The organism is Egibacteraceae bacterium, assembly GCA_040905805.1.
Taxonomy (GTDB): Bacteria; Actinomycetota; Nitriliruptoria; order Euzebyales; family Egibacteraceae; genus DATLGH01.
Genome location: JBBDQS010000093.1, coordinates 24,954 through 47,066, shown reverse-complemented (window position 1 = coordinate 47,066; position 22,113 = coordinate 24,954). Strand labels below are relative to the sequence as shown.

Annotated in this window: 16 protein-coding genes and 1 pseudogene; 10 read left to right on the top strand and 7 right to left on the bottom strand. The window is 72.5% G+C overall.

What is annotated here, in order from left to right:
• Positions 1–113 precede the first annotated feature (113 nt).
• Positions 114–683, bottom strand: coding sequence for an ATP-dependent Clp protease proteolytic subunit (locus tag WD250_10245; protein MEX2620588.1), 570 nt, complete (start codon positions 681–683; stop codon positions 114–116).
• A 27-nt stretch (positions 684–710) separates the two neighbouring features.
• Between WD250_10245 and WD250_10240 the strand changes: the two genes are divergently transcribed.
• Positions 711–1,595, top strand: coding sequence for an IclR family transcriptional regulator (locus WD250_10240; protein ID MEX2620587.1), 885 nt, complete (start codon positions 711–713; stop codon positions 1,593–1,595).
• Positions 1,596–1,605: 10 nt separating this feature from the next.
• Here WD250_10240 and WD250_10235 read toward each other — a convergent pair whose 3' ends face one another.
• Entirely contained in the window at positions 1,606–3,063 is a 1,458-nt protein-coding gene (locus WD250_10235; protein MEX2620586.1) for a hypothetical protein, read from the bottom strand.
• Positions 3,064–3,238: 175 nt separating this feature from the next.
• A complete protein-coding gene (locus tag WD250_10230) occupies positions 3,239–4,843 on the bottom strand; it encodes an FAD-binding protein (GenBank protein ID MEX2620585.1) in 1,605 nt (534 codons plus the stop codon).
• Positions 4,844–4,990: 147 nt separating this feature from the next.
• Between WD250_10230 and ftsH the strand changes: the two genes are divergently transcribed.
• The gene (gene ftsH, locus WD250_10225) at positions 4,991–6,901 is read left to right on the top strand and encodes an ATP-dependent zinc metalloprotease FtsH (GenBank protein MEX2620584.1); all 1,911 of its coding nucleotides are present in this window, start codon (positions 4,991–4,993) and stop codon (positions 6,899–6,901) included.
• A 25-nt stretch (positions 6,902–6,926) separates the two neighbouring features.
• On the opposite strand, the gene WD250_10220 is transcribed toward ftsH, so the two are convergent.
• Complete coding sequence (locus WD250_10220; GenBank protein MEX2620583.1) at positions 6,927–9,611, bottom strand: bifunctional FO biosynthesis protein CofGH; 2,685 nt, start codon at positions 9,609–9,611, stop codon at positions 6,927–6,929.
• Positions 9,612–9,663: 52 nt separating this feature from the next.
• Here WD250_10220 and WD250_10215 point away from each other — a divergent pair, with 52 nt between their 5' ends.
• The 3 genes and pseudogenes from WD250_10215 to ltrA all read left to right on the top strand — a co-directional run bounded on the left by WD250_10215 (position 9,664) and on the right by ltrA (position 13,288).
• Positions 9,664–10,650 (top strand): TIGR03557 family F420-dependent LLM class oxidoreductase, encoded by a 987-nt coding sequence (locus WD250_10215; GenBank protein MEX2620582.1) that lies wholly within the window; start codon positions 9,664–9,666, stop codon positions 10,648–10,650.
• On the top strand, positions 10,647–11,300 hold the full coding sequence (gene pgl / locus WD250_10210; GenBank protein MEX2620581.1) for a 6-phosphogluconolactonase: 654 nt from the start codon (positions 10,647–10,649) through the stop codon (positions 11,298–11,300). Before WD250_10215 ends, pgl begins: the two co-directional genes overlap by 4 nt.
• 501 nt (positions 11,301–11,801) lie before the next feature.
• Positions 11,802–13,288 (top strand): annotated as a pseudogene (gene ltrA, locus WD250_10205) (group II intron reverse transcriptase/maturase).
• Positions 13,289–13,358: 70 nt separating this feature from the next.
• Here the strand turns inward: ltrA and WD250_10200 are convergent.
• Complete coding sequence (locus WD250_10200; protein ID MEX2620580.1) at positions 13,359–13,904, bottom strand: cob(I)yrinic acid a,c-diamide adenosyltransferase; 546 nt, start codon at positions 13,902–13,904, stop codon at positions 13,359–13,361.
• Between the two features lie 180 nt (positions 13,905–14,084).
• Between WD250_10200 and WD250_10195 the strand changes: the two genes are divergently transcribed.
• Together WD250_10195 and WD250_10190 are read left to right on the top strand one after the other, a co-directional pair.
• Entirely contained in the window at positions 14,085–14,255 is a 171-nt protein-coding gene (locus WD250_10195) for a hypothetical protein (GenBank protein ID MEX2620579.1), read from the top strand.
• Positions 14,256–14,265: 10 nt separating this feature from the next.
• The gene (locus WD250_10190) at positions 14,266–15,651 is read left to right on the top strand and encodes an anthranilate synthase component I family protein (protein ID MEX2620578.1); all 1,386 of its coding nucleotides are present in this window, start codon (positions 14,266–14,268) and stop codon (positions 15,649–15,651) included.
• A 32-nt stretch (positions 15,652–15,683) separates the two neighbouring features.
• Here the strand turns inward: WD250_10190 and panB are convergent, their stop codons facing one another.
• On the bottom strand, positions 15,684–16,571 hold the full coding sequence (gene panB, locus WD250_10185) for a 3-methyl-2-oxobutanoate hydroxymethyltransferase (protein MEX2620577.1): 888 nt from the start codon (positions 16,569–16,571) through the stop codon (positions 15,684–15,686).
• A gap of 374 nt (positions 16,572–16,945) precedes the next feature.
• On the opposite strand from panB, the gene WD250_10180 reads away from it, so the two are divergent.
• On the top strand, positions 16,946–17,449 hold the full coding sequence (locus WD250_10180; GenBank protein ID MEX2620576.1) for an RDD family protein: 504 nt from the start codon (positions 16,946–16,948) through the stop codon (positions 17,447–17,449).
• On the opposite strand, the gene WD250_10175 is transcribed toward WD250_10180, so the two are convergent.
• On the bottom strand, positions 17,359–19,182 hold the full coding sequence (locus WD250_10175) for an NAD+ synthase (protein MEX2620575.1): 1,824 nt from the start codon (positions 19,180–19,182) through the stop codon (positions 17,359–17,361). The two genes, WD250_10180 and WD250_10175, sit on opposite strands and share 91 nt — an antisense overlap.
• A gap of 122 nt (positions 19,183–19,304) precedes the next feature.
• Between WD250_10175 and WD250_10170 the strand changes: the two genes are divergently transcribed.
• On the top strand, positions 19,305–20,624 hold the full coding sequence (locus WD250_10170; GenBank protein ID MEX2620574.1) for an ammonium transporter: 1,320 nt from the start codon (positions 19,305–19,307) through the stop codon (positions 20,622–20,624).
• 137 nt (positions 20,625–20,761) lie between these two features.
• Complete coding sequence (locus WD250_10165; GenBank protein ID MEX2620573.1) at positions 20,762–22,090, top strand: glutamine synthetase family protein; 1,329 nt, start codon at positions 20,762–20,764, stop codon at positions 22,088–22,090.
• Positions 22,091–22,113 lie beyond the last annotated feature (23 nt).

Below are 22,113 nucleotides of genomic sequence, written 5' to 3'. Positions count from 1 at the left end.
CGGCCAGCGTCTGCCGCTGGCCGGCGAGCTGGTGGTGCTGGACCGATTCCGCCACGTGCGTGGCCGCACGCTGGTCCGCAACGACCGGGCGAGCCGCACGGTCTCCTGACGGGCTAGACGCCCCCGCGGGAGCGGACCTCGTCGATCGCGCCGTACGCCACGGCCTCTTCCGCGCTCAGCCAGAAGTCCCGGTCCGAGTCGGCGCGGATCTTCTCCAGGTCCTGGCCCGTGCGTTGCGACAGGATCTCGTAGAGACGCTCCCGCAGATAGACGATCTGCTTGGCCTGGATCTGGATGTCGACCGATTGCCCGCGCGCGCCGCCCAGCGGCTGGTGGAACATGATGCGCGCGTTCGGTGTGGCCGCACGGGTCCCGGTGGCCGTGGCGAGCAGGAAGGCGGCAGCCGAGGCCGCCAGGCCGACGCAGACGGTGTTGACCTTCGCGGTCATGAGGTGCATCACGTCGTAGACGGCGAACATCCCGCTGACCAGGCCGCCAGGCGAGTTGATGTAGAGCGTGACGTCCTTGTCGCCGTCGGCGTCCAGGGACATCATCTGCGCCACCAGCGTGTCGGCGACGGTCTCCTCGATCGGCCCCCGCAGGTAGAGGATGCGGTTGTCGTACAGCTTCTTGAAAACGCTGGCCTCGACCATCGCTTCCAGGGGGGTCTCAATCTCTGCCACGGCAGTTCTCCTCGCGGACGGCTGGAAGTGAAGCCTATCAGGGGGGTGGTGGTCCGACCGGCCCTTGACGGGTCTGCCGGGCAGCGGAACACTCGCCCTTGGTGCGCCGTGCGCGCGCGGACGAGGGGGTTCCTGGGCGTGTCGTCACCCGCAGCACCGACAGGTTCTCGCACGCTGTCCCGAGGGCTGGCTGTCCTGCATGCGCTCGGCGAGGTGAGCGACGGGGCCACGATCGCCGAGCTGGCGACGTCCACGGACCTCGACCGGGCGGTGCTCTACCGCCTGCTGGAGACCCTGACCGCGGCCGGCTTCGTGGTCCGTGACGTGGAGACGCGCCGCTTCCATCTCGGTGTCGCCCTGGTGGAGCTGGGGGCCCGGGCGAGTCGGGGCCTGGAGGTGCGGCGTCTCGCGCTGCCGGGGATGCGCGCCTTGATGGAGCAGTGCCGCGAGGCGGTGTGCCTCGCCGTGCGCGACCGGGCCGATGTCGTGGTCGTCGACCGCCTCGAGCCACCCGGTCTCTTCGTGCGCGTCGGCTACCACGTCGGTTTCCGCCATCCGCTGCACGTCGGTGCGCACGGCCGCGCCCTGCTGGCCTTCCTCGATCCTGGCGAGCGGGCGGCGCTGGTCGCTCGTCAACCGCGTCTCGCCGGTGAGCTCGATGCCTGCCGGGCACGAGGCTTCGCCCTGTCGACCGACGAGCTGGAACGCGGAGCCTCCGGGGTTGCCGCCCCGGTGCTCAACCGGGCCGGGCGGGCGATCGCCAGCGTGGGCGTGGTCGCCCCTTCCCCTCGGCTGCCCGAACCGGTCACCCTCGGTCCGCGGATGCGCGCGCTGGCGGCTGAGATCTCCGCGCGGCTCGGGCACACCGCCACGGGCGCGCACGGTGGCGCCCCGCGCCCGCGCAGCGGGTGACACCCCCCGATCAGCGCCCGACGAGCAGGAAGCCGATCAGGAGCCCCAGACCGGCACCCGCGGCGAGCACCACGAGGATGGCGAGCGCGTTCAGCAGCGGACGCACGAACGAGCGCCGGCTCTCGGGCTCGTCCGGCTCGTCCGGCTCGTCCCACGTCGTGGGTGCGTGCGGCTCCTCCGACTCGGTCTCTCCCTCTTCGGCCTGAGGCAGGGCCTGGGTGGGGTCTGCCTGCGCATCGGCGGCGTCGGTCTTGGCGGTGTCGGCTTCGGCTGCGTCGGCCTCGACCGCGGCGTCAGGCCTGGTGCCGGTCTGCAAGGTCCCCAGGAAGGGGGTCAGGTCCTCGGTGTGGTCGTGGCTGGCGTCGTCGGCGGTGTCCGCCGCGTCGTCAGTTTCGGGGTGGTCGGTGTCCTTGCGCGCGGTGTCGGTGTCGGCGGTGTCAGGGTCGGCGGGCGCGGTGTCGGTGTCGGCGGTGTCAGGGTCGGCGGGCGCGGTGTCGGCGGGCATCTCCTGGTCCGTCGGGTGGGGCGGAGCCGGGTCGTCGTCCAGTGCCGAGGGCAGGGGCGCCACCGGGATGGCCCCCGACGGCGCTTCCCCGAGGCTCGAGAGCGGCTCCTGCGATCGGGGCGGGGGCTCCGCGGTGGGGGGTGGGGCGGAGCTCGCCCCGGGGTCAGAGCGCGGTTCGGCGGGCGGGGGTGTGCCGGGGCCGGGGGTGGGCGGCGCGTCGCCCCCGGCCCCGAGCACGCCCGCGAGGACACGCTGGCCCAGATCCGGCGCGGCGGGAAGCCCTTCGAGACGGCGGCGCCCCCGGCGCAGCGCCCGGGAGCGGGAGGCGCAGGCGCGGCGATCGACCACCTCGCTCGCCACCCGGGCGGCACGGTCGGCTTCGAGCAGCCCGAGCGTCCAGTCGGCCATCCCGGCCAGGTCCCCGCATGCCTGGGCCGAGCCCTCGTCCGCACCCTCGCCGGGCCCGGCGAGGGCCATGAGCGCGCGATCCAGGGCCCCCGCGGCATCGGGGTCGTCCTGCGCAGCGGTGGGCAGACCCTGGTCGTGGGCCAGGAGCACCGCTCGCCGCTCGTCCTCGGGGAGGGCGGCCAGCACGTCCTCGGCCGGGTCACGCGTCACGCCCTTGGGCGACGGCAGCTCGGGCAGCAGCAACGCCAACGATGGCGACGCGGGCGCCTCCTGGCGTTCGCGGAGATGATCGGACCCCAGACGGAAGCACCGCGACCGGATCCACCCCTCGAGGCGGGCCGTCTCCGGGGGCTCCGTCCACAGCTGGGTGTAGACGGCGTGCAGCAGGGCCTCGGCGTCCCGCGGGTTGCCGAGCAGTCGCCGAGCGCACGCGTGCGCTGCCGAGCTCGTGCGGTGGTAGGCCTCGGCCAGCGCCAGCGGGTCGCGCGAGCGCAGCCCCACGAGCAGCTCGGCTCCCTTGCTCCGGCGGTAGTCAGGCCGTTCGATGCGCAGCAAACCGATGCTCCTCTCCCCGTGTCGCAGCTCGCGCACAGCCTAGACGAGCGGGCGCTGGAATCCGCGGCACCTCAACGTCCGTGCCGTCTGGCTCCGCGACCCCCGGTGGGGTGGTCGCGGCGATCGGCGATCTGATCCGGCGCACCGGCACGCCGGCAGCGGCCCGTCACCGCGCTCAGATGAGGCGGACCTGCAGCCGGACGCCGTCCCACCCGCGCCCGTGGCCCGGCGCGTCCTCTCGCCAGTGCACGCCGCGCGATTCCGTCCGCAGACGGGCGCTGCGCACGATCAGGCGGCTCACGGCCAGCACGTGCGCGAGCTCGACGGTGTCGCGCCGCAGGGCGGGGGTCGCCGGCCCCGCGGCAGCGGCCGCGTCGCCCAAGGCCTTGGCGGCCACGTCGAGGGAACCGGCCGTGCGCAGCGGCCCCGCACCCGCGGTCATCGCCTGGCGCACCTCCAGGCGCAGGGCCGACACCACGTCGCCCGCCGGTGCGTCCCCCGGCGCCGGTGGGTGCGGATCGGGCGCGCGGGGCAGCGCCGCGTCCAGGTCGCGCACCACCGAGCGCGCGGCCCGATGCCCGAAGACGCAGGACTGGGCCAGCGAGTTGCCGGCCATGCGGTTGGCCCCGTGCACCCCTGTGGACGCGACCTCGCCGGCGGCCCACAGGCCGGGGAGCGAGGTGCGTGCCCACAGGTCGGTCGCCACGCCACCGACCATGTAGTGCTGGCAGGGCTCCACGGGCACCGGCTGGGTCGTGAGGTCGTAGCCATGGGCGCGGGCCCCGGCCAGCACGGTGGGGAAATCGGCCGCCAGCGTCGCGGGCGGTAGGTGGCTCGCGTCCAGCCAGGCGCCCCCCGGCTGCTCGAGGATGGCCCGGGTGACCACATGCCGGGGTGCCAGCTCGGCGTCCTCATGGTAGTCGGGCAGGAACCGCTGGCCGTGCGCGTCGACGAGGACGGCTCCGGCCCCCCGCAGGGCCTCGGTGAGGAGCAGCCGCCGCATCCCCTCGGTCCGCAGGCCGGTGGGGTGGAACTGCACGAACTCCATGTCCACCAGGGCCGCGCCGGCGGCGCCCGCCAGTGCCACGCCGTCCGCGGTGGCGTCGGCGCGGTTGGTGGTCGCGGCGTACAGGCCCCCGCAGCCGCCGGTAGCCAGCACCACCGCCCGCCCCTCCACCAGGACGAGCCCGGCCTCCTGCGCGGGTCCGCTGGCGTCGGCCTCCCGGTCGTCGACGAGCAGCCACGCACCGTGCACACGCTCCGGGCGCCCCCCGACCGCGAGCGCGCAGGCCGTCCCCTGCAGGCGCTCCACCCGGCCGGTCGCCTGGTCGCGCAGCGCCGCGAAGATCGCTGCACCGGTGGCGTCCGCGGCCCGCACGCTGCGGGCGACCGCCTGGCCCCCCTCCCGGGCGAGCGCGAAGGCCCCGGAGCCGTCGCGGTCGAAGACGGCGCCGCGGGCGATGAGGTCCTGCACCCGTGCGGGGGCCTCGCCCGCGAGGACCGCTGCGGCGCGGGGGTCGGCGAGGCCGTCGCCGACGGCCAGCGTGTCGGCGGTGTGGCGGGCCGGCGAGTCCTCCGGCCCCACGGCGGCGGCCAGTCCGCCCTGCGCCAGCGCGGTGGATCCCGAGGTCCCGAGGGCGCCCTTGTCGATGATCGCGACCGACAGGCCGGGGGCCAGATCGAGCAGGTCCAGCGCCGTGACCAGGCCGGCGACGCCCGCCCCGAGCACCACGACGTCGTAGGAGCGCCGGTCTCCAGCTCGAATGCGCCGCGCTAGCATTGGGTCATCGTCGCTGCGGCCGACCCCGCCTGCAAAGTGCACGGACGACGCGGGTCAACACCCGGCCCGTCGGGTACCACTGACAGGGCATGCGGGCGAAGGACTGCCTGACCAACGCGACGGTACCGACAGGATCGAGGCTGGCGAGTGGACCGCATCAAGCGCTTCCGACTGCTGGCCTTCCTGCTGCTCCTCCTGCTGCTGGTCATGCTGTTCTCGGGGTTCGGCACGGACGACGCCATCTCCTACAGCGAGTTCCGCACGGCGGTGGACGACGGACGCGTCGAGACCGTCACGTTCACCGGGGAGGCGATCCAAGGCGAGTTCGCCGACGGTGAGGCGTTCACGTCGCAACTGCCGACCAGCACGGTCATCGGCCAGCAGGGCATCGAGGACTTCCTGGTCGAGCACGACGTCACGATCGACGCACAGCCGGACACCGAGAGCCCGTGGTTCCTGCTGATCTGGCTGCTACCGGCGCTGATCATCGTCGGGTTCTTCGTGTGGATGAACCGCCAGGCCCGCGGACAGATGGGCGGGCTGTCCCAGATCGGCAAGTCGCAGGCCAAGGTGCACAAGCCGCACGAGCCCACCACCCGCTTCGACGACGTCGCCGGCTACCAGGAGGTCAAGCAGGAGGTCGAGGAGGTCGTCAGCTTCCTGCGCGAGCCCGACCGCTTCCGCAAGGCCGGCGCCGAGGTGCCCAAGGGCATGCTACTGGTGGGCCCGCCCGGCACCGGCAAGACCCTGATCGCCCGCGCGGTCGCCGGGGAGGCGGGGGTGCCGTTCATCTCGGTCACCGGCTCGGACTTCATGGAGATGTTCGTGGGGGTCGGGGCGTCGCGCGTGCGCGACCTGTTCAAGACCGCCAAGCAGAACGCGCCGTGCATCATCTTCATCGACGAGCTCGACTCGATCGGGCGCAAGCGTGGCGCCGGCCTCGGCGGCGGCCACGACGAGCGCGAGCAGACCCTGAACCAGATGCTCGGCGAGATCGACGGGTTCGAGGGGTCGGAGGGCGTCGTCATCATGGCGGCGACCAACCGTCCCGACGTGCTCGACCCGGCGTTGCAGCGTCCGGGCCGGTTCGACCGGCAGATCGTGGTCCCGCTGCCCACGCTCGGCGAGCGCATCGAGATCCTCGGCGTGCACACCAAGGGCAAGCCCATCGGCGATGACGTCGACCTCAGGACGCTCGCCCGCGGCACGCCCGGCATGAGCGGCGCGGACCTGAAGAACCTCATCAACGAGGCCGCGCTCATCGCCGTTCGCGACGGCTCGGACGTCATCCGCATGCGCGACGTGGAGCAGGCCCGCGAGCGCCAGACCATCGGCCGCGAGCGGGCGAGCCTCACCCTCAGCGAGGAGGAGAAGCGGGCGGTGGCCTACCACGAGGGCGGGCACGCCCTCGCCGCGTTCCTCGAGGAGGAGGCCGACCCCGTCTACAAGGTGACCGTGCTGCCGGTGGGCATGGCGCTGGGGGTCACCACCCAGCTGCCCATCGACGAACGCCACATCTACATGCGCAGCTACCTCGACGCGAAGATCAAGGTCATGCTCGGCGGCCGCGCGGCGGAGATGGTGTTCCTCGGCCAGCCCACCACCGGCGGCCAGCACGACCTCGTGCAGGCCACCAAGCTCGCGCGCGCCATCGTCAAGGAGTTCGGGATGAGCGAGGTGCTCGGCCCGGTGGGCTACGGGGACCAGCAGCAGGTCTTCCTCGGCGAGGAGCTCGCCCGCGGCCACGAGTACTCCGAGAAGACCGCCGAGACCGTCGACGGCGAGGTGCAGCGCATCCTGACGACCGCGCTGGACGAGGTCTGCGCGCGCTTCGCCGAGCTGCGTCCGGGCCTGGACGCGATGGCCGAGGCGCTGGTGGAGCGGGAGTCGCTCACCGGCGAGGAGGCGCTGGAGGCCGTGCGCGGCGCGCTGGACGCCGAGCAGCGCCACCTGCTGCGGGGCCGCGCCAGCGTCACCGAGACCGCCGAGTCGGTGCAGGATGCCATCCACGAGGACGGCCAGCGCGACCGCGACCAGGCCGGTGTCGGCTCGGGCTGAGGCGCGAGCGTGGCTGGGATGGTGCTCAGGTGACCACCCGGGGGTCTGGGAGCCGGTAGCGGATGCCGCCGGGCTCGATGCGGCCGTAGTCGGTGGTGCGCTCGGCGGGGATGCGACCGGCGAGCTCGGCGATGTGGCGCAGGGTCTCGGGGTCCTGGGCCACGCCATGGTCGGCGCCGGCCATGCGGCTGATCGTCTCCTCCATCAGGGTGCCGCCGAGGTCGTTGCAGCCGGCCGCCAGGAGCTGCTGCGCGCCGTCGAGGCCGACCTTGACCCACGACAGCTGGACGTTGTCGATCACCCCCTGCAAGACCAGGCGGGCGACGGCGTGCACCTTCAGCGTCTCGTCCCAGGTGGGCCCCGCACGGGCGACGCCGGCGAGGTAGATCGGCGCCTGGGTGTGGATGAACGGCAGCGGGACGAACTCGGTGAAGCCCGCGACACCGGCGTCGCGGTTGGCCTGCTGCAGACGGCGCAGCAGGTGCAGGTGCGCCGCCCAGTGCCGCGGCTCGTCCACGTGGCCGTACATCATCGTCGACGACGAGCGGATGCCGAGGGCGTGCGCCGTGGTGACCACCTCGATCCAGGCGTCGGCCGGGAGCTTGCCCTTGGTGAGCACCCAGCGGACATCGTCGTCGAGGATCTCCGCGGCGGTGCCGGGGATCGTGTCCAGCCCCGCCGCCCGGGCCTGCGCGAGCCACTCCCGTACGCTGACACCCAGGCGCGTGGCGCCGTTGACGACCTCCATCGGCGAGAAGGCGTGGATGTGCAGGTCGGCCACGCGCTCCCGGACGGCCCGCAGCACAGCGAAGTAGTACTCGCCGCCGAGGTCGGGATGGATGCCGCCCTGCATGCACACCTCGGTGGCGCCCAGCTCCCAGGCCTCCGCGGCACGGTCGGCGATCTGGCCCAGCGACAGCGTGTAGGCGTCGGCGTCGTCACGCCGTTGCGCGAACGCGCAGAAGCGGCACCCCGTGTAGCAGATGTTGGTGAAGTTGATGTTGCGGTTGACCACGTAGGTCACGACGTCGCCGACCCGCTCGGCGCGCACGGTGTCCGCGGTGGCCACGAGCGCGTCGCGCTCCGCGCCGGACGTCTCGAACAGCGCCAGCGCCTCGGCCTCGTCCGGGGCCGTGCCGCCCTCCGCACGGCGCAGGATCGCGGCGATCTCGGGGCGCACGCGGCTGCGGGCGACGGCCGGGGCCGGGTCGGGGGGGCCCGCGGGGCGCCGGCGCAGGGTCTCTGCGGCGATGAGGTCGGTGTCGCCGTAGACCGCCGCGGCGTCGTCGCGCAGCGTCGTGTCGCGCCGCACGCCCGTCACGCCCTGCCCGGCCACGGCGTTGCGCCAGCGCCGGTCGTCGCCTGCGGCGGTGACAGCGGTGCGCTCGGGGTCCTGCCACGGCTGCCCACCGGGACGGCCGGGCACGGCGAACCCGTCGGGATCGGCGAGCGCCGTGACGGGGCCCCGCATACGCCCGGCGAGCCACGGGTCGGGCTGGCGGACGAACTCGGGGTAGACGCACAGCCGTTCGGCCAGGGTCTTGCCCGCCGCGGCGGTGGACGCCTCCAGGGCCTCCAGCGCGGGCCAGGCGTACTCGGGATTGACGTGGTCGGGGGTGACCGGTGAGACCCCGCCCCAGTCGTCGATGCCGGCGGCGACCAGGTCGCCCTGCCACCGCGGGGACAGGTTCGGCGGTGCCTGCAGGTGCACCCGCGTCGGTAGCAGGAGGCGGGCCACCGCGACGGCGGCCAGCAGCTCGTCCCGTGCGGGCGTGGGGTGATCACGCATGGCCGTGTCGGGCTTTGGCCGGAAGTTCTGCACGATCACCTCCTGCAGGTGGCCGTAGCGCGCGGCCGAGGCCCGCAGGGCGAACAGCGCCTCGGCGCGCTCCCGCAGCGTCTCGCCGATGCCGACCAGGATCCCCGAGGTGAAGGGGATGGACAGGCGCCCGGCGTCCTCGATGGTGCGCAGCCGCCGGGCCGGGTCCTTGTCAGGGGCGTGCCAGTGCGCCTGGCCCCGCTCCAGCAGCCGGCGGCTCGCCGATTCGAGCATGATGCCCATCGAGCCCGAGACCTGCTTCAGGCTCGCCATCTGCGACCAGGTCATCACACCCGGGTTCAGGTGGGGGATGAGGCCGGTGCCCTCCAGGACGGTGATGGCCACGGCGCGCAGGTACTCCAGCGTGGACTCATACCCCCGCTCCGCCAGCCAGCGACGGGCGGCCGGGTAGCGGTCCTCCGGCTTGTCGCCGAGGGTGAACAGCGCCTCCTTGCAACCCGCCGCCTGGCCCGCGCGCGCGATGTCGAGCACCTGCTCGGGTGACAGGTAGGCCGGCAGGTCGCCTTTGGGCGGCCACGCGAACGTGCAGTACCCGCAGGTGTCCCGGCACAGGTGGGTCAGCGGGATGAACACCTTGCGGCTGTAGGTGACCCGATCGGGGCGGGCCCCGTCGCGCACCCGGGCGGCCATCGCCATCAGCGCGGCCAGGGCGGGACCACGGGCCCCCAGCAGCCACGTCGCCTCGTCCACCGACAGGGTCTTGCCGGCGTCGGCCCGCGCCAGCGCCCGGCGCAGGCCCGACGGTCGGCGGTCGGCGTCCCCGGGACGCCCGTGCGTCCCGCCTGCGCTGTCGGGGGTTCCGGTGTCGCCCACGCCCCGGGTATAGCCGCTCTCGGCCGGACGCGCCACGACGTCGGTGGCGCCGTGCACGGTGCGGTGTACGGTGCGCGGGCCGACGTACGCACGAACGGACGGGGCACCGATGCGGTTCGCCTGGCTCTGCAGCCACGAGTCCTACCAGCCCGAGACCCTCGTCGAGCATGCCGTGGCCGCCGAACACGCCGGTTTCGACATGGTGACGGGCGCCGACCACTTCCACCCGTGGGTCGACGACCGGTCCGCGGCGAGCTCCGTGTGGGCCTGGTTCGGCGCGGTGGCACAGGCCACCGACCGGGTTGAGCTGGCCACGAGCGTGACCTGCCCGCTGTTCCACTACCACCCTGCCCTGATCGCGCAGATGGCGGCGACGGTCGACCGCCTCTCCGGGGGCCGGTTCAGCCTCGGCGTCGGCACGGGGGAGAACATCAACGAGGGCCCGCTCGGCTACGACTTCCCCGGCTACGCGGAGCGCAGCGCGCGGATGGACGAGGCGCTGCGGATCATCCGCGGCCTGTTCGACGGGGACAAGCTCGACTTCGAGGGGCGCCACTACCGCACCGACAAGGCCAAGCTCTACAGCCCGCCCGCCCACCGGGTGCCGATCTGGATGGCCGCGGGCGGGCCGAAGTCCGCCAGCCTCGCGGGTCGTCTCGCCGACGGCGTCATCACCAGCGTGAAGGATCCCGCCGAGACGCTCGAGCGGGTGATCGACCCCTATCACCGCGCGGCGGGGGAGCGGGGGGCGCCGAGCGCCGTCCTGGCCACCCGCTGGTGCGTGCTCGCCGGCGACGAGGACGAGGCGTGGCAGGCGCTGGCACCGATGCGCGGCCTGCGCGCCCCCGGCCGCCTGGAGGCGGTCGACCCCATGGTCCTGCGCCAGCGTGCGGACCGCATGGACCGGGCCGAGATCCTCGCCCAGTACACGATCGTGGCCGACGCCGACGAGCTGTTCGCCGCGTACCGGCCGCTGGTCACCGAGGTCGGCGCTGACGCCGTCGCGATCCAGGTCGCCAGCACCGACCCGCTGCGCGCCATCGCGCTCGTCGGGGAGGAGGTCCTGCCGCGGCTGCGGGCGCAGGCGCCCCCGTGAGGGGCGAGCTGCGCGTGGTCCCCGACGTCGCCGAGGCCTTCGGGAGCCTCGTGGACGACGCGGCCCCCGCCACCGTGGCCTTCAGCGGCGGCCACACTGCCCGGGCCTGCTACGAGCGGCTGGCCACGGCGTCACGGGTGGACTGGTCGCGCGTCGAGGTGCTCTTCGGCGACGAGCGATGGGTGCCGGTCGACCACGAGGGATCGAACGAGGGCCTGGCCCGCCGCGCCCTGCTGGACCGCGTGGCCGTGCGGGCGGTCCACTCGGTGCGCGGTGCCGGGCCGACGATCGCGGCGGCCGCGGCGGCCTACGACGCGCTGGTGGAAGCCCTCGACGGCATCGACCTCATCCACCTGGGGCTCGGCGCCGACGGGCACACCGCCTCCCTGTTCCCGGGTTCTGCCGCCCTGGAGGTGACCGACCGGTTCGTGGTGCCCACCAGCCACGTCGACTTCGAGCGCGTGACCTTCACCCGCGCGGCTATCGCGACCGGGCGGCTGGTCGTGGTCACCGTCGCCGGCGAGGGCAAGCGGGAGGCGCTGCAGCGGGTGATCGACGGCGACACCACCGCCCCGGCCGCGCGCGTCGACGCCGACGCCGTGATCTGGCTGGTGGACCCGGCCGCCGCGGGTCGAGCCGCTGACGGGTGAATCGCCCGAGCCTGCGAGGGCGGTTCTCTGCTGTGCCGGGTGTGGTGGTCGCGCAGCGACCGCCCTGGATGCTGACGGGTGATTCTCTGCTGTGCCGGGTGTGGCGGTCGCCAGGCGGACCGCCATGGGATGCTGGAGCGCCGGGATAAACCGGCATGGAGAAGAGGATGGAAGAGCCTTACACCGAAGGGCTAGCGTCCCACGGTGGCCCCGAGTCATGCGCGACCGTCCGCAAGGGCGGTAGCGAAGCGTTGACAGGGGTACGCGTAGGCCGGGCTATGGAGCCGCGAAATCATGGGTTTGGGGCGCCGACGCCGTCAGCATGGGCGGAAGGCAACACCTTTGGCAGCGCTATGCGTGAGCTGTCGGGGGGCCCCGCGCGGTCTGAGAACCTGAGCATGCGCGGAATCTTCATGCGCGAGAACCGGGAGGTCCCACTCTCGCCCGTGGTCGTGATCTGGCGACGGGCCGCCCAGGGAAGGCCAAGGCCGTGATCCTGGGATGAACGAGCGTGGGAAGTCTGACAGTCCTGTAGTACCGGCGAAGCTGTCGAACAAGGCCCTATCTGGGGTTGCGGAGACGGTGGAGGGAAGAGGGCTGGCCGAGGGGAACGCGGACAGCAAAACACGGCCCGGACGCAGAGCCGGACAGGACGTGCCACATGCGCTGGATCGCGTGCGCCAGGCCGCACGGAGAGACAAGGAGGCACGGTTCACCGCGCTGCTGCACCACGTGGACGTCGACCGCCTGCGAGCGGCCTACCGGGCGTTGAACCCGCGGGCCGCCGTGGGGGTGGACGGTGTGACGTGGCGGGACTACGACCAGGACCTGGAGGCCAACCTTCAGGATCTGTGTGGTCGGGTCCACCGCGGCAGCTACCGGGCGAAGCCCTCACGTAGGGCCTACATCCCCAAGACCGACGGGCGGCTGCGGCCGCTCGGCATCGCCGCGCTGGAGGACAAGATCGTCCAGCGGGCGCTGGTCGAGGTGTTGGAGGCGGTCTATGAGGAGGACTTCCTCGGGTTCTCGTACGGTTTCCGGCGGGGGCGCGGCCCGCATGATGCGTTGGACGCGCTCGCGACGGGGATCTACCGCAAGAAGGTGAACTGGGTGCTCGATGCGGATATCCGCGACTTCTTCACCAGCCTTGATCAGGGGTGGTTGAGCAAGTTCGTCGAGCACCGGATCGCGGACGAACGGGTCCTGCGGCTCATCCACAAGTGGGTGGGCGCAGGGGTCATCGAGGAGGGGAAATGGTCCAAGAGCGAGCAGGGGACCCCACAGGGAGCATCGGTCTCGCCGTTGCTCGCCAACATCTACCTGCACTACGTCTTGGACCTGTGGGCCCACGACTGGCGGCGGCGACACTCGCACGGTGACGTGATCATCGTGCGGTTCGCCGACGACTTCGTCGTGGGTTTCGAGCACGAACGGGACGCGCGGCGGTTCCAAAGCGATCTGCGTGAGCGGCTCGCGAGGTTCAGCCTGGAGCTGGCGGAGGACAAGACGCGCCTGATCGCGTTTGGGCGGTTCGCTGCTCAACAGCGCGCACGGCGTGGTCTTGGCCGCCCCGAGACGTTCGACTTCCTGGGCTTGACGCACATCTGTGCGAAGACCAAGAACGGACGCTTCCTGCTCAAGCGTGTCACGGTCGCGAAGCGGATGCGGGCCAAGCTGCGCGAGCTCAAAGTCGAGCTCAAACGGCGCCGGCACCTGCCCATCCCCGAACAAGGGCGCTGGCTGGCCAGCGTGGTGCGTGGGCACTGCGCCTACTATGCCGTGCCCGGCAACACCGAGGCGGTCGCGGCGTTCCGCACCCAGGTGACGCGGCACTGGTTTCGGGCGCTACGGCGTCGCAGCCAGCGCGCAACCCTGAACTGGGAACGCATGCGCCGACTCGCCACCCGATGGCTCCCACCCGTCCGGACCATGCACCCTTGGCCTACCACGCGGTTCGACGCATGCACCTGAGGCAGGAGCCCGGTGCGTTAGTAGCGCACGCCGGGATCTGCACGGGGGGCCGTCGGCAACGACGGTCCCTACCGTAATAGGCGAGCGCTACCGGGTCGGGGTGTGCTGGCCACCCTCGACGGCCCGGGCGAGCACGAACAGGTAGTCGGACACGCGGTTGAGGTAGTGCAGGATCACGTCGTCGGGCAGCAGCTCGGCCCGGCGCATGCGCACGGTCAGGCGCTCGGCGCGGCGGATGATCGTGCGGGCGAGGTCGATCGCCGCGCCTTCCCGCCGCCCCCCCGGCACGGTGAACTCCTGGGGCAGGGGGTAGGCGGCCGTGAGCTCGTCGATCGCGGCCTCGAGCCGGGTGGTCATGCCCGGCGTGACGCGGGAGACGCCGTCGGACAGCTGCGACCAGTGCTCCGTGGCCGTCGCCAGCTGCGCCCCGACGACGAAGAGCTCCCGCTGGACGCGCAGGATCGCGTCGTGCCAGACGCCGTCGACCCCGAGCTCGGCGCGCGCCAGCCCGAGCGCCGAGACCGCTTCGTCGACGGTGCCGTAGGCGTCGGTGCGCAGGTCGTCCTTGTCCACCCGACCCCCGTACAACAGGCCGGTCGTGCCGTCGTCACCGCGCCGGGTGTACACCTTCATCTCGCACCACCTCCCCAGGCGGCGCAGTGTAGTGCCCGGGCCCCGCGTTGCAGTCTCGTACCATGGTCGCGTACCGATACCTTTCTCCGGCCATCGACCTGAGGTCTGCATCCTGTGAGCGAAACGGCTCGGCGACACTTCCGCGCACTGACCCGCACGCGTGGGGGCTACAACGGCTCCATGATGTATGACGTCCAGCTCCAGTCGGTCGCCTCCGGGCGCCTGCTGTGGGCCCAGACCTTCACCCACCACGAGCAGGCCGCGGCGTTCGAGGCTGCGCTGGAGGCTGACCTCGACGAGCTGGACGACGTGGCGTTCCGGGAGAAGTACCGCGTCCCCTCCAACGCCTGACGAACCCGGCGTGGGTGCGCAGCCAGCCGGGCAGGTCCGCATCGGGGTGGAGCAGCTGGACGCCCCCGCGGACCCCTTCGCGCTCGCCGGCGTACCCGGGGTGCGCTTCCCGCAGGTGCACACCGTTCGGGGATGGCGGGTGGTGCTGGGCGACCCCGTGGCCGTCCTGCGTGACCCGGTCGCCCTCGACGACATCGGCCGCGGGTGCGACTGGCGCGGCGAGCGCGACGCGGGCGCTCCGCCCTTCACGGGTGGTGCCGCAGGGTTCCTGTCCGACGCCTGCTCGGCGGGCTTCGTCGACCTGGCGACCGGCGACACCAGGCCGGCGTTCGCCCCGCTGCCGGCGATGCGCCTCGGTCTGTACGACGGCGCCGTCTGCATCCCCCCCGGCGGGCAGGCGTCCCTGCTGGTCGCGGCGGCGCTTCCCGGCGTGGTCCGGACGTCCGTGGCCGACCGTCTGGACGAGCTGCGGCGGTGGGTCAGCGCGAGCCGGTCCGTGCCGGCAGACGTCGACGCCGGTGCGCCGGCGCCGACGGACGCCGCGCTGTCGCTGACGCGGCCCGCGCACGCGGCGGCGGTGCGGCGCATCCTCGGGTGGATCGCCGCCGGCGACCTCTACCAGCTGAACCTGACGCTGCAGGTGGCGGTCGGTTGGGCCGGCGGGGGACTGGCGCTCGCCCGCCGGCTGGAGGCGGCGTCGCCGGGGGCTGCGCATGCCGCCTACGTCCGGCTGCCGGGCGGGGCGGAGATCGTGTCGGTGTCACCGGAGACCTTCCTGCGCACCGACGGCGATCGGGTGACCACCCGCCCCATCAAGGGCACCCGCCCGCGCCACGACGACCCATCCCGGGACGCGGCGGCGGCGCGGGCGCTCCAGGAGAGCGTGAAGGACCAGGCCGAGCACGTCATGATCGTCGACCTCGAGCGCAACGACCTCGGCCGCGTGAGCGTCCCCGGAACCGTGCGGGTGCCCGAGCTCGCCGGGCTGGAGGGCCATCCCACCGTGTGGCACCTCACCTCGACGGTCGTGGGGCGGCTGCGCGACGAGGTCGGCCTCGGTGGGCTGCTGCGCGCGACGTTCCCGTCGGGGTCGGTCACCGGGGCCCCCAAGCGCATGGCGGTGGAGCGGACCCGCCTCGTCGAGCCCGTCCGCCGGGGCGTGTACTGCGGGGCGCTCGGCGTGGTGTCGCGCGGTCTGGTCGACCTCTCGGTGGGCATCCGCACCGCGGTGGTGGCGGGCCCGGTGGCCAGCTACGGGACCGGCGGCGCGATCGTGGCGGACTCCGACCCCGGCGAGGAGTTCGCCGAGGCCATGGTGAAGGCAGCGGCGTTCCTGCGGGTCACGAACGGTCGGATCGGGTCGCCCGGGCGAGACGGGGGCGACAGCGCGTCGTAGCCAGGGGCCCCTTCTCCCCGTCGGGGTGGGGATCAGCCGTAGGTGTGCTCGGTGGCCGGGTACTCGCCGGCGACGACCTCGGCCTGGTAGCTCTTGACCGCGTCGGTGATCGTGGCGCGCAGGTCGGCGTAGGGCTTGACGAAGCGGGGCCGGTGCCCTGTCGACAGGCCGAGCAGATCGTGGAGCACCATCACCTGGGCGTCGGTGTGGGGACCCGCGCCGATGCCGATGGTCGGCACCGCGACCGCCTCGGTCACCCGGCGGGCCAGGTCCGCGGGGACGGCTTCGAGCACGATGGCGAACACGCCGGCGTCGGCGAGCGCCTGGGCGTCGGCGACGATCGTGTCCGCGGCAGCGGCCGTTCGGCCCTGCACGCGGTGGCCCATCTGGTGCACGCTCTGGGGGGTGAGGCCGAGGTGGCCCATGACGGGGATGCCGATCTGCACCAGGCGGGTGGCGAGGTCCACGACGCGCGCGCCGCCCTCGACCTTCACGGCCGCGGCCCCGCCCTCCTGCAGGAGGCGCCCGGCGTTGCGGAGACCGTCCTCCACCGACACCTGGTAGCTCATGAACGGCAGGTCGGCGACCACCACCGCGCGCTGCGTGCCCTGTCGCACCGCCCTGGTGTGGTGGATCATGTCCGCCATCGTGACCGGCACGGTGGAGGGATAGCCGAGGACGTTGTCCCCGACGGAGTCCCCCACGAGCAGCACCGGCACCCCGGCCGCGTCGAGGATCCGCGCGGACGGGTAGTCATAGGCCGTGAGCATGACGAAGCGCTCACCGCGTTCCTTGAAGGCCACCACGTCCCGAGGGGACAGCGGTCGGGGGTCTGGTTGCATGCGCCACCACCATTTCCGCCTGCCGGCCCGATTCGTCGCGTCGGCCACGACGAGGTTGACGGGTCCAGCGGCTGTCATGGCAGTCTACCCGGGTATGCGAGTCGTCCTGCAGCGGGTGCGCAGCGCGTCGGTGACCGTCGACGGCGCGGAGGTGGGCGCGATCGGGCACGGGCTGGTGGCGCTGGTGGGCGTCGGGCCGCGCTCGACCACCGACGACGCGGCGTGGCTGGCGGCCAAGACCGAGCAGCTGCGGATCTTCGCCAACGCCGAGGGCGCGATGGACCGCTCGTGGTCACCCCGGCCTCCTGACGCACCCGCCGGCGGCCAGTGGCCTGGCGACGCGGCCGCCGCCAGGGTGGTGCACCAAGACACCGCTGGGGCCCACCCACGATTGTGCAGGGAGCCGGAAACCTCTTGCTCGCCGCGGCCGGTGGGTGCATTCAGGACGCGCCATGACCGACACACGACCGTTCGAGAACACACTGCCGCCCCCCGAGGGGACGCCGCAGTCGAACCTGCCGGTCCCGCCCGCCGGCTCCGGTGGTCCCGAGCAGGTCGTGGGCCGGCGCATCGGTGCGGCCCTGATCGACCTCGTCGTGCTGATGGTCTTGTCGTTCCTGGTGGCGACCCTGTTCGGGGGCGCCAGCGCGGGTGGCGGCGAGGTCGGCTTCGCGCTCACGGGTGGCCCGGCGCTCATGCTGATGGCGGCGATCCCGGCCTACTACATCATTCTCGAGGGGCTGCGCGGCCAGACGGTCGGCAAGATGCTCCTCGGGATCAGGGTGGTCGCCGCCGACGGCACGCCCGCCGGCTGGGGGGCCGTGGTCGTCCGCACACTGCTGCGCATCGTCGACGGCTTCTTCTTCTACCTGGTCGGGCTGATCGTCATGCTGGCCTCGCCGCGCAAGCAGCGGGTCGGTGACATGGCGGCCAAGACCCTCGTGGTGCGCGCCTGACCCGACCGGTCGGCGAGGCGGGGGGCCCCCCCCGGGGGGGGGGGGGGCCCCCCCGGCCAGCCCTGGGTGATCGGCAGGCGGCGGTCCCGGCCGAATGCGCGCCCGGTGATCTTGGCGCCGGGCGCGGATTGCCGGCGCTTGTACTCCGAGCCGTCCACGCGCGCGGTCACCTCGCGCACGAGCGGCTCGTCGAAGCCCCGGGCGGCGATGTCCGCGACGCTGGCGTCGTGTTCCACGTAGGCCTGCAGGATGACGTCGAGCACGTCGTAGGGCGGCAGCGAGTCGGTGTCGCGCTGGTCGTGGCGCAGCTCGGCCGATGGCTCCTTGGTCAGCACCGACTCGGGGATCACCGGCTGACGGGCGTTGCGATGCCGGCACAGCTCGTACACGGTCGTCTTCCACACGTCCTTCAGGACCGCGAACCCGCCGGCCATGTCCCCGTAGAGGGTCGCGTAGCCGACCGCCAGCTCGCTCTTGTTGCCGGTGGCGAGCACGAGCCCGCCGAACTTGTTGGACAAGGCCATCAGCAGCGTGCCCCGGATGCGCGCCTGGATGTTCTCCTCGGCCAGCCCCGGCTGTGTGGCCGCGAAGGGCGAAGCCAGCACGTCGTCGAACGCGGACATGACCTTCTCGATGGGCAGCTCCAGGTAGCGGCAGCCGAGGTTCTCGGCCAACGCCCGGGCGTCCGCCAGGGAATGGTCGGAGCTGTAGGGCGAGGGCATGGCCACGCCGGTGACCGCCCCGGCGCCGAGTGCGTCAGCAGCGATCGTCGCGGTGAGCGTCGAGTCGACGCCACCCGACAGGCCGACGAGGGCCTGGGTGAAGCCGTTCTTGCGGACGTAGTCGCCGGTGGCCATGACCAGTGCCCGGTAGGTGTCGGCGGTGGCGTCGGGCTCGTCCTCCTGGAGCGGGGACGGGGCCGGGCCACCGCCGGTCGGGAGGTCCACGAGGAGCAGGTCGGGGGCGAAGCGGGCGGCGCGCGCCACCACCGCACCGTCTGGTCCCATCACGAACGAGTCACCGTCGAAGACGACCTCGTCCTGACCGCCGACCTGGTTGACGTAGGCGATCCACACGTCGCCCGCGCGGGCGTGGTGCGCTGCCCACCGTTCGCGCTCGCCCCGTTTGTCCCGCTGGTAGGGGCTGGCGTTCATGGACACGACCACGTCTGCCCCGGCGATGGCGGCGTCCGCCACCGGCCCGCCCTCGCCCCACAGATCCTCGCAGATCGTCACGTACACCTGGGCCTGCCCGGAGGGGCCCGCGGTGCGGGCGTCGCCGGCCCCGAACCCGACCAGCGCACTGCCGGCGCGGAAGTACCGCGCCTCGTCGAACACCCCGTAGTTGGGGATGCGGTGCTTGCGGTAGACGTGCTCCACCGCCCCCCCGCGCAGCACGGCCGCGGCGTTGGCCAGCCGCTGCACCGAGGGGGCCTCGCTCATCACCGGGCGGGCCCAGTGGGTGGAGCGCCCCTCGAGGCGCTCGGTGAAGCCCACGACGAGCGGGACACCGGCGGCCGCGGCGGCCAGCTCGGCCAGCGTCGTGCGGACGGCGGCGATGAACGCCGGCTTCAGGACCAGGTCCTCGGGGGGGTAGCCGGTGAGCGACAGCTCGCCGGTCACGACGACGTCCGCCCCCGACGCCACCGCGTGGTCATAGGCCGAGCGGATCGCCGCCGCGTTGCCGGCGAGGTCGCCGACGACCGGGTTCAGCTGCGCGAGGGCCAGCTTCATCGGGGTCCTTTTACACCACGGAAACACGAGGGCAACGGGGCGGTAAGCGCTCGCGCCTACGGTGCCAACCGTAGCGGACGACCCCCCCACCCACCGACACCGAAGGATGGTCAATGGACGCAATGGAGGCAGTCGAAGGCCTCGAACTGAGCATGATGGTCATCTACCTCATGGTGGCCACCGTGCTCGTGTTCATCATGCACGCCGGGTTCATGTGTCTGGAGGCGGGGCTGACCCGCTCCAAGAACGCCGCCAACATCGTGATGAAGAACCTGATGACGATCTCGGTCGGCATGGTCGTGTACTTCCTCATCGGCTGGGGGTTGATGTACGGCGAGAACGTCGCCGGCCTCTTCGGCTCTGACAACTTCGCACTGATCGGTGGCAACTACGCCCCCGACGCGACCCTCGAGATGGACTTCGCCTTCCAGGCGATGTTCGCTGCGACCGCCGCGACGATCGTGTCGGGGGCGGTGGCCGGGCGCATGAAGATCGGCTCGTACATCGCCGTGGCGGCGGGGATGACCGCGCTGATCTACCCCATCGTCGGGGCCTGGACGTGGGGCGGCGGATGGCTGAGCGAGCTCGGCTTCGTCGACTTCGCCGGGTCCACGATCGTCCACCTGACGGGTGGGGTGGCCGGACTGGTAGCCACGATCATCCTCGGTGCGCGAATCGGCAAGTTCGACGCCACGGGCAAGGCACGGGCCATCCCCGGTCACTCGATGCCGCTGGGCATGCTCGGTGTGCTGCTGCTGTTCTTCGGGTGGTTCGGCTTCAACGGGGGCTCGGTCCTGGCGCTCGATGGGGAGGCCATCGGCGCCGTGCTGGTCACCACCGCGCTGGCCGGTGGCGCCGGTGGCGTCGCGGCGGGCTTCTTCACACGCTTTCGCTACGGCAAGTTCGACGTCGGCATGACCGGCAACGGCATCCTCGCCGGACTGGTCGGCATCACCGCGGGGGCCGACGTGGTCTCCAACTTCGGGGCACTGGCGGTCGGGCTGATCGCCGGGGTGGTCGTGGCGCTTGCGGTGGCGTTCTTCGACGCGGTGCGCGTCGACGACCCGGTCGGGGCGGTCAGCGTCCACGGCGTGTGCGGTGTCCTGGGCACGATCTGGGTCGGGCTCGCGCACACCGAGGAGGGCCTGCTGTACGGCGGCGGGGCGTCACTGCTGGGCATCCAGGCCATCGGGGTGCTGGCCGTGATCGTCTGGGTCGGCACCGCCACGGCCCTGCTCTTGATGGTCATCAAGGCGACCTTGGGCCTACGGGTCTCCGAGGAGGAGGAGATCGAGGGGCTCGACATCCACGAGCACGGGATGTACGCCTACCCCGAGGCCGCGCTTGGGGCGTCGGCGTACCCCGCCGGCCCCGCCATCGAGCCGACCGGGGCCGCGTTGCCCGCACCGGCGCGCCAGCAGCCGCCGGTCATGCAGGACTAGCCACCACCGGGACCGGCGCCCAGAGCCGGCCCCGCCGCAACGCAGCCCCGGCCGCGCCCTTCGAGCGGCCGGGGCTGCGTCTGCTCGCGTGGCTGGGCGCTACGATGCGGACCCGCAGACCGCATGAGGGGAGCGTCGTGGACAAACAGCAGGAGTACGTGCTGCGCACCGTCGAGGAGCGCGACATCCGCTTCGTGCGCCTGTGGTTCACCGACGTGCTCGGCATGCTGAAGTCCGTGGCGGTCACGTCCTCCGAGCTCGAGGGCGCCTTCGAGGAGGGCATCGGCTTCGACGGCTCCGCGGTCGACGGGTTCGCCCGCGTGCAGGAGTCCGACATGCTCGCGATGCCCGACGCCGGGACCTTCCAGGTGCTGCCGTGGCGCAACACCGGCGACACGGGCGTGGCACGGATGTTCTGCGACATCCGCACCCCGGAGGCCGAACCGTTTGCCGCCGACCCCCGGCAGGTCCTGCGCCGCAACCTCGCGCGGGCAGCCGACATGGGCTTCAGCTTCTACGTCCATCCCGAGATGGAGTTCTTCCTCTTCAAGGGCCCCGACGACCCCACCCCGCTGGACGGCGGCGGCTACTTCGACCTCACCCCCTTGGACGTGCAGTCGGACTTCCGCCGGGAGGCCATCCAGACATTGGAGGCCATGGGCATCTCCGTGGAGTACTCCCACCACGAGGTCGCCCCCAGCCAGCACGAGATCGACCTGCGCTATGCCGACGCGCTCACCATGGCCGACAACCTCATGACGTACCGCCTGGTCGTGAAGGAGGTCGCCATGCACCGGGGGATCTACGCGACGTTCATGCCCAAGCCGCTGGCCGAGCACTGGGGCAGCGCGATGCACACCCACGTGTCGCTGTTCGACGGCGACACCAACGCGTTCTACGACGAGCACGACCCCTTCAACCTGTCCGTCGTCGCCAAGCAGTTCATCGCCGGCCTGCTCCACCACGCCAAGGAGATCTGCGCCGTCTGCTGCCAGTGGGTCAACTCCTACAAGCGGCTCGTGCCCGGCTTCGAGGCCCCGGTGTACGTCTCGTGGGGCCGGCACAACCGCTCGTCGCTGGTGCGCATCCCGCGGTACAAGCCGAAGAAGAGCTCCTCCACCCGCATCGAGTTCCGTGCGCCCGACCCCGCCTGCAACCCCTACCTCGCCTTCTCGGTGATCCTCGCCGCGGGCCTTGAGGGCATCGACAAGGGCTACGAGCTCCCCCCGGAGGCCCAGGACAACATCTACGAGCTCACCCACGCCGAGCGGCGGGCCGCCGGCATCGGCAGCCTGCCGCACAACCTCGACGGGGCCCTGCGGGCGATGGAGGAGTCCGAGCTGGTCGCGGAGGCACTCGGCGAGCACGTCTTCGAGTTCTTCCTGCGCAACAAGCGCGTCGAGTGGGACGAGTACCGCTCGCAGGTCACCCCCTACGAGATCAACAAGTACCTGCCGACCCTGTAGCGACATGAGCGCAGGCGGCCCAT

Bases quoted from the DNA above. Each gene is read 5' to 3' on its own strand.
- WD250_10180 (MEX2620576.1), top strand. From the start codon at position 16,946: ATGACCGACACACGACCGTTCGAGAACACACTGCCGCCCCCCGAGGGG.
- WD250_10170 (MEX2620574.1), top strand. From the start codon at position 19,305: ATGGAGGCAGTCGAAGGCCTCGAACTGAGCATGATGGTCATCTACCTC.
- WD250_10200 (MEX2620580.1), bottom strand. From the start codon at position 13,904: ATGAAGGTGTACACCCGGCGCGGTGACGACGGCACGACCGGCCTGTTG.
- panB (MEX2620577.1), bottom strand. From the start codon at position 16,571: ATGACAGCCGCTGGACCCGTCAACCTCGTCGTGGCCGACGCGACGAAT.
- WD250_10230 (MEX2620585.1), bottom strand. From the start codon at position 4,843: ATGCTAGCGCGGCGCATTCGAGCTGGAGACCGGCGCTCCTACGACGTC.
- WD250_10175 (MEX2620575.1), bottom strand. From the start codon at position 19,182: ATGAAGCTGGCCCTCGCGCAGCTGAACCCGGTCGTCGGCGACCTCGCC.
- WD250_10195 (MEX2620579.1), top strand. From the start codon at position 14,085: ATGATGTATGACGTCCAGCTCCAGTCGGTCGCCTCCGGGCGCCTGCTG.
- WD250_10215 (MEX2620582.1), top strand. From the start codon at position 9,664: ATGCGGTTCGCCTGGCTCTGCAGCCACGAGTCCTACCAGCCCGAGACC.